General features: G+C 44.6%; 10 protein-coding genes. 6 read left to right on the forward strand and 4 right to left on the reverse strand.

Annotated features, from left to right (window positions below; translation table 11 throughout):
* Nucleotides 1-477: 477 nt before the first annotated feature.
* Nucleotides 478-1,335, reverse strand: coding sequence for a bifunctional methylenetetrahydrofolate dehydrogenase/methenyltetrahydrofolate cyclohydrolase FolD (folD, locus tag EWV66_RS16965; protein ID WP_185237110.1), 858 nt, complete (start codon nucleotides 1,333-1,335; stop codon nucleotides 478-480).
* A gap of 89 nt (nucleotides 1,336-1,424) precedes the next feature.
* Here folD and EWV66_RS16970 point away from each other — a divergent pair, with 89 nt between their 5' ends.
* Together EWV66_RS16970 and EWV66_RS16975 are read left to right on the forward strand one after the other, a co-directional pair.
* Nucleotides 1,425-2,084 carry a single stranded DNA-binding domain-containing protein gene (locus EWV66_RS16970; RefSeq protein ID WP_052278072.1) on the forward strand — a complete coding sequence of 220 codons (660 nt, stop codon included), beginning with the start codon at nucleotides 1,425-1,427 and terminating at the stop codon, nucleotides 2,082-2,084.
* 36 nt (nucleotides 2,085-2,120) lie between these two features.
* Nucleotides 2,121-2,480: a four helix bundle protein gene (locus EWV66_RS16975; protein ID WP_052278071.1), complete on the forward strand. Its 360-nt coding sequence runs from the start codon at nucleotides 2,121-2,123 to the stop codon at nucleotides 2,478-2,480.
* Here EWV66_RS16975 and EWV66_RS16980 read toward each other — a convergent pair.
* Entirely contained in the window at nucleotides 2,445-2,663 is a 219-nt protein-coding gene (locus EWV66_RS16980; protein ID WP_072926920.1) for a hypothetical protein, read from the reverse strand. The two genes, EWV66_RS16975 and EWV66_RS16980, sit on opposite strands and share 36 nt — an antisense overlap.
* Between EWV66_RS16980 and EWV66_RS16985 the strand changes: the two genes are divergently transcribed.
* Nucleotides 2,596-3,015: an NUDIX hydrolase gene (locus EWV66_RS16985; protein ID WP_052278070.1), complete on the forward strand. Its 420-nt coding sequence runs from the start codon at nucleotides 2,596-2,598 to the stop codon at nucleotides 3,013-3,015. The genes EWV66_RS16980 and EWV66_RS16985 overlap by 68 nt on opposite strands.
* A gap of 142 nt (nucleotides 3,016-3,157) precedes the next feature.
* The gene (ctpB, locus tag EWV66_RS16990; protein ID WP_072926925.1) at nucleotides 3,158-4,483 is read left to right on the forward strand and encodes a carboxyl-terminal processing protease CtpB; all 1,326 of its coding nucleotides are present in this window, start codon (nucleotides 3,158-3,160) and stop codon (nucleotides 4,481-4,483) included.
* Nucleotides 4,484-4,861: 378 nt separating this feature from the next.
* Here ctpB and recR read toward each other — a convergent pair whose 3' ends face one another.
* Nucleotides 4,862-5,452, reverse strand: coding sequence for a recombination mediator RecR (recR, locus tag EWV66_RS16995; RefSeq protein ID WP_043999193.1), 591 nt, complete (start codon nucleotides 5,450-5,452; stop codon nucleotides 4,862-4,864).
* Nucleotides 5,453-5,801: 349 nt separating this feature from the next.
* Nucleotides 5,802-6,335, reverse strand: a complete 534-nt coding sequence (locus EWV66_RS17000) for a DUF4330 domain-containing protein (protein WP_052278567.1) — start codon at nucleotides 6,333-6,335, stop codon at nucleotides 5,802-5,804.
* Between the two features lie 271 nt (nucleotides 6,336-6,606).
* Between EWV66_RS17000 and speA the strand changes: the two genes are divergently transcribed.
* Nucleotides 6,607-8,646 carry a biosynthetic arginine decarboxylase gene (gene speA / locus EWV66_RS17005; protein WP_287108845.1) on the forward strand — a complete coding sequence of 680 codons (2,040 nt, stop codon included), beginning with the start codon at nucleotides 6,607-6,609 and terminating at the stop codon, nucleotides 8,644-8,646.
* Between the two features lie 77 nt (nucleotides 8,647-8,723).
* The gene (locus EWV66_RS17010) at nucleotides 8,724-10,739 is read left to right on the forward strand and encodes a ribonuclease catalytic domain-containing protein (RefSeq protein WP_052278068.1); all 2,016 of its coding nucleotides are present in this window, start codon (nucleotides 8,724-8,726) and stop codon (nucleotides 10,737-10,739) included.
* Nucleotides 10,740-11,862 lie beyond the last annotated feature (1,123 nt).

Raw genomic sequence — 11,862 nt, forward strand, 5'->3', positions numbered from 1 at the left:
TTCCGTGAATTCTAGGTTAATCATGTTTTTAATGAGTGCTTTGCTTCTAATTATGACTCTTAAACTATATTATTGTCCTTGAGTAAAAAATGCAAGTTGTAGCCGTGCAAAGTATAGTCTATCCAGTTTTGTAAAATCCTACCAACATAGTTAAAAAAAATCAAGTAGGTGCATCTCACATTTGCAGAAATACCGACAATCAGCAATTATCAGTGACGCTTAAATTATTACAGATGCGTCAGCGGCTGCCTGTAAGCATCCCACCGAAAAACTAATGCGCGGGGGGTTTGGGGGCGGCGCCACGCCCCCAACGGGGGGTTTGGGGGGTAGAACCCCCCAAAAGCTTGGATTGAGTAATAAAATCAAAAGTAAAGCCCAATTTTAAAAGAGAGTTTCCCCGTAAAAATCCCCACTTGCTAGATTGACAAAATTGTATCGGTAGAATCGCTGAATAGCTGATAGCTGGTAGCTGCGGATTTATAACTTGCGTTCGTAACTTAACAAGGTATTTTTTAATAACATTGCCACCGTCATCGGACCGACACCCCCGGGGACAGGAGTAAGATAACTAGCCACTTCTAAAACCCCCGCATAGTCCACATCTCCCACCAAACGGTCAGCGACACGATTAATCCCCACATCCACCACCACCGCATCAGGTTTTACCATATCCGGGGTGATTAAATTCGCTTTACCGACCGCAGGTACTAAAATATCGGCACTTCTGGTTATTTCTGCCAGATTTTCCGTGCGCGAGTGAGCAATAGTTACCGTAGCGTTTTCCTCCAATAACATTAAAGCTAAAGGTTTCCCCACTAGAATACTGCGACCCACCACCACCGCGTGCTTACCGGCTATGGGAATATTATATTCTTTCAGCAGTGCCATGACCCCCGCAGGAGTACAACTGCGGATACAGTCATCACCCCGCACTAAACCGCCTAAATTGAGAGGATGTAAACCATCAGCATCTTTTTTCGGGTCAATTTGGTAGAGAAGGGAAACCGCGTCTAAATGCTTAGGTAAGGGTAATTGAATTAAAATCCCGTCCACCCGCTCATCTTGATTGAGACGGACAATTTCCGCTAAAATTTCTAGTTCACTTGTATCGGTAGGAAAATGACGACCAAAAGAGGCCATGCCGATTTTAGTACAAGCTTTCTCCTTATTGCGTACATAAACGGCACTAGCAGGATTATCCCCCACCATCAACACCGCTAACCCCGGAGGTCTTCCCATTGAAGATTTTAGCGTCTGGATGCGCTCTCCTAGACCAAGCTGGATTTTTTGAGCTAAGGCTTTCCCGTCGAGAATTTGGCAAGTAGTTACGGACATTCTATGATAATACCGAGAACAAAAATCTTTCGGATCTATTCTATGGTCAAAAAGATTGGCTAATCGCACTCGTTAAGGTTAAAGCAAGAATGTCTATCCAGACTCGTGTAGGGCGCATCAGCAGTTTATTATTATTGCTAGGGTTATTCGGTTGTAGTACCCTTGCTGACCTCGGTATTGCCGTTCCCTACATCGGTGATCCTCCCCTAACAGCGATCGAGCAATTACAGGAAAAACCAAAAGGCGCTTTAGTTTATCTTAGGGGAACTGTCAGCAATTATGCCCCTTTTTTAGCGGGAGGAGCCTATCTTTTGCAGGATGGGTCCGGTAAGATTTGGATTCGCACCAATAGCAATAAATTACCCCGTCAAGGCGAAGAAATCGTCATTAAGGGCAAAATTGACTTTGAAGCTATTCCCCAAGGTTCCCAAACCGTTAACGAGGTGTATGTGGTGGAATTAGAACAGATGGATGCAGTAGCTGTTAATTCGGTTCCCACTCCTTCCCCGTCCCCAGAAATTAAACCTTCCCCCACCTCAGAAGTTAAACCCCCAGAAAATAATTCTCCCCCAGTCTCAACTAAACCCCTGGAAAATCCCCGACAGGTGACAATTCCCACCGCAACCGCAACAAAACCCCCAGAAACTCCCGTCGTTACCCCCGTTAAACCCAATCCCCCCGCAGTGATTAAACCCGTCCCAGATCCCCTCGATGCTTTCTTTTTACCCCATAAACAAAACGAGAAATAGTAATCAGTAATCAGTAATCAGTAGCGGGGTAAACAGATGGAGAGTAAAGTTTATGACAAAGCTTATAAATTTGCCATTAGGATTGTTAAAGGCTATAAATATTTGTGTGAAACTAAACAAGAATATATTTTGTCAAAACAGCTATTAAGGAGTGGCACTTCAATCGGGGCTAACATTGCCGAGGCTAATGGAGCTATTTCTCAAGCTGATTTTCGAGCTAAAATGTCAATAGCTTATAAAGAATGTCTAGAAACAAAGTATTGGCTGTCTCTATTGAAAGACACGAATTACATAGAGGAAAGAGCCTTTCAAAGTATTAATGATGACGCGGAGGAAATTGGGAAAATGCTTTGGGCTATTCTAAAAACCTGCCAAGAAAATACCAAAAACCGATAACCGATAACCGATAACCGATAACCGATAACCGATAACTGATAACTGATAACTGATAACTGATAACTGATAACTGATAACTGATAACTGATAACTGATAACTGATAACTGATAACTGATGATATTTGTTGCTTTGGCGATTTTAGAACAGGACGGTCGCTTTTTAATGCAGTTGCGCGACGACATCCCGACGATTCTCTATCCGGGGGTGTGGGGTTTATTTGGTGGTCACTTGGAAGCGGGTGAAAGTCCAGAAATAGGGTTAAAACGAGAGTTAAAAGAAGAAATTAACTACGAAGCCCCTAGTTTACGCTATTTTCGCTCTTACAACGATGATAATCTCTCTCGTTATCTTTATCATGTACCCCTGACCGTGGAATTAGAAAAATTAGTGCAAACGGAAGGGCAAGATTTAGCATTATTACCTCCGGCTGCCATCCTTCAAGGGGAATACTATTCCCAGAAGATTAATCAGACTCGTCCTTTAGGAAAAATTCATCGTCAGATATTGCTCGATTTTATAGAACTAGAATTATAGTGGATATTAGAGCCAGACAAGGAACTCCCTTATCTATACGAAAGTCGTAGTTAACACTGCTCCTCACCTCCCTCGAAGGCAAAATGCTCCCGCTTTTTGAATGGCTTTATTGAAACGTCAATCTTATTTTGGCTTTGTCTTTATGAACCAGTCGCGTCCCTCGTTCGTTTCCGTGCAGAAACTCCTATCTGGAGGTGCGATCGCTACCCTAGCAGTTAGTTCCCTGATGGTCCTCACCCCCGCAGCCAAAGGGGAAAAACCCTTAGAAGATAACCCGAAAGCAGTCATCGACCAAGTTTGGCAAATTGTTAATAATGAATTTGTAGATCGTGGTTTTCATCAAATTGACTGGCAAAAAAAACGTCAAGAATTGTTAAGCAGAAATTATACTAATCCCCAACAAGCTTACACAGCAATCCGCGAAGCTTTAAAGGAATTGGGTGATACTTATACCCGTTTTTTAACTCCTAGGGAATTTTCTGTCCTCACCAGTCAAACTTCCGGAGAATTATCGGGAATTGGGGTACGTTTAGCTCTCGATAAACGCACTAGCGATCTGGTTGTTGTCGATACGGTGAAAAAATCCCCCGCCAAGGAAGCGGGAGTGAAAAGCGGCGATCGCCTGATCAGAATTAATGGCAAACCCACCGCTTTAATGACCCTAGAACAGGCAATGGAGGCACTACAGGGAGAAGTGGGTACTAGCGTTAGTTTACAGCTTGCCCGTCCCAATCAAGGGGTATTTGAAGTGACTTTGACCCGGGTAGATATCGAAATCCCCTCCGTTAGCTATACCCTTAAACAGGAAGGTGGGGTGAAAGTTGGTTATATCAAACTGGATGAATTTAGTTCCCACGCAGCCGAACAAATGAAACAGGCGATCGAGGAATTAAGTCAACAACAGATATCCGGCTATGTTCTCGATCTACGGGGCAACCCCGGCGGGTTACTATTTGCTAGTGTCGATATCGCTCGTATGTGGATGAAACAGGGCAAAATCGTTAGCACCATCGATCGACGGGGCGGAGATCGTCAATTTATCGCCAATAACACCGCTATTACCGATTTACCCCTAGTAGTCTTGGTTAATAAAGGTTCAGCGAGTGCCAGCGAAATCCTCGCTGGAGCGCTAAAAGAAAATGGCCGGGCGACTTTAGTAGGTACATCGACCTATGGCAAGAGTACCGTCCAATCGGTACACACCCTCTCCGACGGTTCTGGTTTAGCGGTGACAATTGCCCGTTATTATCCCCCCAACGGCGAAAATATCTACAAAAAAGGCATTAAACCCGATGTGCAGATCGAGTTAACCCGGGAACAACAGCTGCGCTTCCGCGATGATCCTTCTTTGCTGGGAACTAAGGATGATCCCCAGTACCAACAGGCGATCTCACTCCTACAATCCCATAGTGTCAAACGTCCTGGCACTGGCAATCTCAATAACCCTTTGAGTAGTCGGGCCGAATAATTGTCCTCAATAATGTCTAAGTAGGTGGGTGGAATTAAATATAAGATGAACGTAGGTTGGGTTGAAGCATGAAACCCAACGCCCGCATAGTTTACACTACCGCTAACCCATCCTACAAATAATTGTGCCTCCCTACTTAGGGTTTGCGGCAAAAAGTACGGGCGAAGCATTCGGATAGAAAATCTCCGGTTTCACCGATAGGTTATTGCCCGAATGCTTCGCCCCTACAGGACGCGGGCCGATGAAGACGCAGGGTGTTGAAGCACGATTCTCTCAAAATCTTGCACCTGTTTCACGAGAAAAGCCACAAAACCCTTACCTTGCCTACATTTCACATTTATTCAGCAAGCCCTACTTAATCCCAACCTTGGCGAGATTTTACAATTCCCGACGACCTTCTAAAGCTCTCGCTAAAGTTACTTCATCAGCGTATTCCAGATCGCCGCCCATGGGCAACCCGAAAGCGATACGGGTAACTTTAGTGAAGGGTTTCAGTAAACCCCCGATATACAAAGTCGTGGTTTCCCCTTCGACACTGGGACTGATAGCTAAGATAACTTCCTGAATTTTTTTCTGGCTGACTCTGGTGACTAAAGACTGTATATTTAATTGATCCGGTCCAATTCCATCCATAGGTGAGATAACACCGCCCAAAACGTGATATTTGCCCGAATATTCCCTAGTTTTCTCCAAAGCAATCACATCTCTGGAATCAGCTACCACACAGATAGTCCCCGTTTCCCGGTTAGGATTGCGGCAAATTTCACAAATCGGTTCGGCCGAAAGATGAAAACAAACCTGACATAATCCTACTTGTTTTTTCGCTGCTACGATCGCCTGGGCCAATTCGATCGCATCCTGTTCCGGTCGTTTGAGAATATACAAGGCCAGACGTTGGGCGCTTTTGGGTCCCACCCCGGGTAATTTTTGTAACTGCTCGATCAAACGAGCTAAAGGCGGTGTATAAATAGCAGTTAATCCTCTTATCAGTTATCAGTTATCAGTTATCAGTGGGTAAGTTATCAGTTATCAGTGGGTAAGTTAGGCTCTTCGGTTTGTGTTATGCAATGGACGGGGGTTATAAGGTATGGAACCCTTATAGAGAAAGGCATTTAGCGATTTTTGTCAATTGTTTTTGCTCTAGAGCGAACTAATCAATTAAGTCTCTTGCCAGATAAGGATTTAGTCGATTTATGCCCCCCTATCTGTTACATGGAAGTTTCCTACTGTCTTTTCACTGATTACTGGTCAATGATTACTGGTCAATGATTACTGCTCACTGATTACTGCTCACTGATTACTGCTCACTGATCACTGTTTAAGACCTTTTTGGTAAACGGACATCGATAACACTGGTGTTGAAATTATAATTATCTCCTTCCAACTCGATTAAAGTGCCAATTTTCACCTTTTGACCGCCAACAACCGCACCGGTATCGGTAACTTCCGCTTGACCACTGAGAGTCATAATCATATCTTGAGAATAGTTTTCTGTGCGGGGATCGGGTAGGACTTTTACACTACCATCCGGCTGCGGAACTAAGACATTTCTCGATAAAGGTTTAACATTTTTTATATCCACTTGACCGGCCGGTTGATTACGAATAACAATATTAGTTTTCTTCTCGGTATTGAATTGATTAATCAAAGCATTGGGATTGAGAACACTTAAACCCCGGACAATAACATCCACTTCTATGGGTTCTTTGGTAACTTTAGCGATCGTACTTTTACCACTTGTCCCCGGTACAACAAAAATACCGATAATTGTCAATAAAATTACTAAGGCCGCTCCAATATCAAGCAAGCTAAATTTACCGAATAAACGTCCTTTTGAGTCTAATAATTGCATAAGCGGTTCACTATAAAATTTTTGGTAGCAGGGAACAGGGGAACGGGGTGATGGGTAGGGTTGATTCATGAATCAACCCTACTATGAATCAACCCTAGGGTGATGGGGGATGGGGAGAAAATACAAATAATCTCCTATCTCCTATCTCCTGTCTCCTGAATCCTGCCTCCTAACGGCTAGTAAATTCTATCACGATCGGAATCTTGGTCGCAGACAGGAAGTCTGACTTAAGATAGAAGATCGGAGTCTCACACGGAGCGATCGATAGACAATGGCGGGTAAAACTCAACTTAAGAAACAAGAAAAGCAATTATCTCCAGTGGATCTGGCCCCTTCTGACGGTAACAACCTCGAAAAAGTTGCCCCCGTTAAACATTGGTCGATCGAAGATAGCGAAAATCTCTATCGCATCCAAGGCTGGGGAGAACCCTATTTCTCGATCAATGCCGCAGGAAATATTACCGTCTCGCCTCAGGGAGAAAGGGGCGGTTCTTTGGACTTATACGAGTTAGTTTCGGCGATTAAGCGGCGTAATATCGGTTTACCCCTGTTAATTCGGTTTAGTGACATCCTTGAGGATCGGATCGAGCGCCTGAATGCCTGTTTTAGCCGAGCGATCGCCCGTTATAATTATCCCAATGTCTATCGCGGTGTCTATCCGATCAAGTGCAATCAACACCGTCACATCGTCGAGTCTTTAGTGCGTTTTGGTAAACCCTATCAATTTGGGCTTGAGGCTGGTTCAAAACCTGAGCTAATGATTGCTTTAGCTACCCTAGAACCTGCCTTAAACGGCAAAAATGACAAAACACAACCATTGCTAATTTGTAACGGCTATAAGGACAAAGAATACATCGAAACCGCTCTTTTGACCACTCGTCTCGGTCATCGGCCTTTGATTGTCATCGAACAATTGGAAGAATTATATTTAACCCTGCGGGTCAGTCGTCAGTTAGGAGTTGCCCCTCATTTGGGAGTGCGTGCGAAACTGGGGACAAAAGGGGTGGGCCGTTGGGGATGTTCCACCGGAGACCGGGCAAAATTCGGTTTAACCGTCCCGGAAATCCTAACGGTGGTGACGGAATTAGAACAAGCGGGGATGTTAGATTGTCTGCAACTGCTGCACTATCATATTGGGTCGCAAATCTCCGCTATTAGCGTCATTAAAGATGCCATTCGCGAAGCTAGTCAGATTTATGTGGAATTAGCGAAATTAGGGGCAAATATGACCTATCTCGATGTGGGGGGTGGTTTAGGGGTCGATTACGATGGCTCAAAAACTAACTTCTACGCCTCAAAAAACTACAATATGCAGAATTATGCCAATGATATCGTGGCTGAGGTCAAGGAAGCTTGTGAAGATGCCCAGATTTCACCCCCAATTCTCATCAGTGAAAGTGGCCGGGCGATCGCTTCTCATCAATCGGTGTTAGTCTTTGATATCTTGGGAAGTAGTGAGGTTCCCCAAAATCCCCCCGATCCCAGCAATGGGAAAGAACATCTCATCCTCCGTAATCTCTGGGAAACCTACACGGGTATCGATGAGCGCAATTATCAGGAAGCTTATCACGATGCGGGACAGTTCAAAGAGGAGGCGATTAGTCTGTTTAATTTCGGTTATCTCAGTCTCAAGGAACGAGCTAGAGCCGAACAATTGTACTGGGCTTGTTGTCACAAAATTCTGCAAGTGGCCCGACAAGAGGATTATGTTCCCGATGACTTGGAAGACTTAGAGCAAATTATGGCCTCAATTTATTATGCCAATCTCTCGGTTTTTCAGTCAGTTCCCGATAGTTGGGCGATCGATCAACTATTTCCAATTATGCCGATCCATCGTCTCGATCGAGAACCTACCCAAAGAGGGATTCTCGCCGATTTAACCTGTGATAGTGACGGGAAAATTGCCCAGTTTATCGATTTGCGCGGGGACATAAAATCAGTTTTAGAATTGCATCCGTTGGAGTACAAAAACGGGAAACATTCTCCAGAACCCTATTATCTAGGAATGTTTCTGGTGGGTGCTTATCAAGAGATTATGGGCAATTTACATAATCTTTTTGGCGATACTAACGTGGTACATATTCAGATGAGTCCCAAGGGATACGATATCGAGTATCTAGTCAAAGGAGATACGATCACGGAAGTATTAAGTTATGTGCAGTATTCTGCGGAAGACCTGTTAGAAAGAATTCGTCTTCGTTGTGAACAAGCTTTGCAGGAAAATCGCATGACGGTGGAAGAATCCCAATTACTACTACAGGATTATGAACGCAGTTTGCGACGCTATACCTATCTAGTGGGTGGGGATTGATGATTGCTCTTGCCGATCGAGTAATCGATCGAGGATGATAGAAAATAGACAAAATAGATAGGCAGTAAGGGGAAGCAGTGGAAAAGGGAACGCTGGTAGAATTTCGAGTCCAAGGAGAAAGGCGCTTAGGGGTGATCGATCGCCCAGAAGGTAAAAAAGATTGGATCGTCATCGATCAAGGGGGAAACCCGCATAAACTGCGTCCCCAACGCTTCGATTACATTATCAAGGGTGGTCCATCCAACTATAAAGAGATCGGAAATTTTCTGCGGGAAGTCCAACCCTATCTAGATCCTAGTGGTTTAGAAGTGGCCTGGGAATTATTAGCCGGGGAAAATCAGTTAGTCACTCCCGAAACCATGGCCGAGATTCTCTTTTCCGATCGCAGTCCGCAGTTTTGCTATGCGGCCCATTGTCTCTTGAGTGATGATAAAGTTTATTTTAAAAATAAAGGGGATGGTTACGAGGCCCGCTCGGAAAATCAGGTAGAGGAAATCAAACACCAGCTAGAGGTGGAACAACAGCGTCAACGGGAAAAAGGCCAATTTCTCCAACGTCTCCAACAGGCCCTGGCCGGTGAAACGGTAGAATGGTCAGAAAGCGATCGAATTCGTCTGGAATCTCTAGAAAAATTTATCCTCCAACCCGAACAAAAATATCCAGCAGCCATGGACATACTCTCGCTGCTGGGCCGTTCCCAAACCCCCGAGGCTGCTTTTGAATTGTTAGTCGATTTGAAATGGTGGAGTAGTCACGAAAACCTTTTCCTGCGACGCAGTTCCTACCCTGTTCAATTCTCGAAAAAGGTACTTGATGTGACGCGTCTTAATTTACTCAATCCCCCTGCGGATGCGGATGTCAACAATCGTCTCGATTTAACCCACCAAAAAATTTATACTATCGACGATGAAAGTACCGAGGAAATCGATGACGGATTATCGGTGGAAATTCTCGCGGATGGTGGTCATCGTCTCTGGATTCATATTGCCGATCCTAGCCGTTTAGTGCTTCCCGATGATGAATTAGACCTAGAAGCGCGTCGTCGCAGTACCAGTCTCTATCTTCCCACGGGAATGGTTCCCATGTTTCCCCTAGAGTTGGCCGCCGGTCCAATGAGTTTGGTACAGGGTAAACTTTGTCCCGCCTTGAGTTTTGGGGTAATCCTCGATGAAACGGGGGCGATCGCCGATTATCGGATCCATCCTAGTACAATTAAACCCACCTATCGCCTCACCTACGAAGATGTGGATGAAATGTTACATCTGGATCTGCAGCATGAACCGGAAGTGAAGATTCTCAACCGTTGGGCAAAACAACGCCACGCATGGCGCAAATCTCAGGGATCGATTAACATCCAAATGCCAGAATCATCCATTAAGGTGAAGGCTAACGACGAAATTATCATAGAATTGCAGGAGGTTTCCCCATCTCGGCAATTAGTGGCGGAAATGATGATTTTAGCTGGAGAAATCGCCGGTCGCTACTGTCAGGAACACGAGATACCTGTGCCTTTCCGCGGACAACCACAACCGGAATTACCCCCTGATGAGGAGTTAATTTTACTACCTGCGGGCCCGGTGCGTTCCTGTGCCTTGCGTCGCTGTATGCCGCGCAGTGAGATGACGACGATTCCTAACCGTCATGCTAGTCTGGGATTGAATACCTATTCCCAAGTAACTTCGCCAATTCGCCGTTATACTGACCTTTTGACCCATTTTCAACTAAAAGCCCATCTTCGGGGCGATCAACTGCCTTTTACCCGGGATAGAATGCAGGAAATTCTCTATAGTGTCGCTAGTTCGGCCCTGGAAGCCACCTCAGTGGAACGGCAAACTAATCGTTATTGGAGTTTGGAATTCTTGCGACGACAGGGAGATCAAGTCTGGCAAGCTTTGGTTTTACGCTGGCTGCGGGAAGAGGAAAATTTAGGCTTAATTTTATTGGAGGAATTGGGGTTAGAATTACCCCATCGTTTTGAGCGATCGGTATCTTTAGGCGATCGCTTTCAAGTGCAAGTTAGTCGCTCTGATCCCCACCGCGATGAGATCCGTTTTCGCGAGTTATCGGGTTTTGTCTCCTCCCAAGCAAGTTAATCTCTCGCGGAGTCAGGAGTCAGGAGTCGGGTGATAGGGTGATAGGGTGATAGGGATTTAGGGGTTTAGGGAAATTTCAGCCAAATGCTCCACTACCCCACACCCCCCTGACAGGTGTAGGTTTATTACAAAGAGGTGAGCAGTCACACACTCAAGGTGAGAAAATCAAGCTAGAGATTTAGAGGAGCATCGTGAAAGGCAATGCTGAAAAACAAATAAGTAGTCGTGCAAAATTAATTTCCTAGTCGAGACTCCCAGACTCCGAGACTCCGAGACTCCGAGACGGGATACAGGAGACTCCGAGACTCCGAGACGGGATACAGCTATTAGGGATCGGATTTGAGTTTTCAGTTCACTGTTTACTCACATCAGCAAAAGGCTGACGGCTGAGAGCTTAGATGTGTAATTAATGGCTCTTCGGTTTGTGTTATGCAATGGACGGGAGTTATAAGGGATGGAACCCTTATATAGAAAGGCATTTAGCGATTTTTGTTAATTGTTTTTTTCTAGAGCGAACTAATCAATTAACCTAATTAATTTTGCTTAGGTACTTACCAATCATAAAGAGGTTCGCAAGAATCAGCATGGTTAACGCAAAAATTACGCAGTATCCTACGACTAATAACCCGCATCGCCCGCTATACCTCTGGCAATTTTCTATTATCGATAATTATAGCAATACAGTAATTATGAGTTCTAAGTACCTAGGCAAAATTATTTACACATGACGATCATTGCCCCGTAAGGGTTTTAGCTCGATCGGGCAGGTAATTAATTTTGCATGACTACTTATTAAGTGGGTGGGTGGAATTAAATATAACTGGACTTCCCCCGTATAAAAATACTAGCTATGGCTAAAAGTCTTACAGAGCCTGAGTTCAAGCAATACAATACCAATGAACTACTGGACACAAAATCCTGAAGTTCTTACGCCGATAGGGTTTGAGGCAAAAATTTTCAAATTTGACCTTTAGACCATTATAGCTTGTTTCGGGGCAGAAAACCAGCAAAAACATGGCTACAGAGGGAATCCCTTACTCTAGAGATTAATGACACTATCTGTTAAAATCAGGTTAGCGATCACTATACAGCCAACTCTACGGAATCGCTCTACTCCAGATAC

It is taken from the genome of Microcystis sp. M_OC_Ca_00000000_C217Col, assembly GCF_007095585.1.
Taxonomy (GTDB): domain Bacteria; phylum Cyanobacteriota; class Cyanobacteriia; order Cyanobacteriales; family Microcystaceae; genus Microcystis; species Microcystis panniformis.

Bases quoted from the DNA above. Each gene is read 5' to 3' on its own strand.
- folD (WP_185237110.1), bottom strand. From the start codon at position 1,335: ATGTCCGTAACTACTTGCCAAATTCTCGACGGGAAAGCCTTAGCTCAA.
- EWV66_RS16970 (WP_052278072.1), top strand. From the start codon at position 1,425: ATGTCTATCCAGACTCGTGTAGGGCGCATCAGCAGTTTATTATTATTG.
- EWV66_RS16975 (WP_052278071.1), top strand. From the start codon at position 2,121: ATGGAGAGTAAAGTTTATGACAAAGCTTATAAATTTGCCATTAGGATT.
- EWV66_RS16985 (WP_052278070.1), top strand. From the start codon at position 2,596: ATGATATTTGTTGCTTTGGCGATTTTAGAACAGGACGGTCGCTTTTTA.
- EWV66_RS16980 (WP_072926920.1), bottom strand. From the start codon at position 2,663: ATGTCGTCGCGCAACTGCATTAAAAAGCGACCGTCCTGTTCTAAAATC.
- ctpB (WP_072926925.1), top strand. From the start codon at position 3,158: ATGAACCAGTCGCGTCCCTCGTTCGTTTCCGTGCAGAAACTCCTATCT.
- EWV66_RS17000 (WP_052278567.1), bottom strand. From the start codon at position 6,335: ATGCAATTATTAGACTCAAAAGGACGTTTATTCGGTAAATTTAGCTTG.
- speA (WP_287108845.1), top strand. From the start codon at position 6,607: ATGGCGGGTAAAACTCAACTTAAGAAACAAGAAAAGCAATTATCTCCA.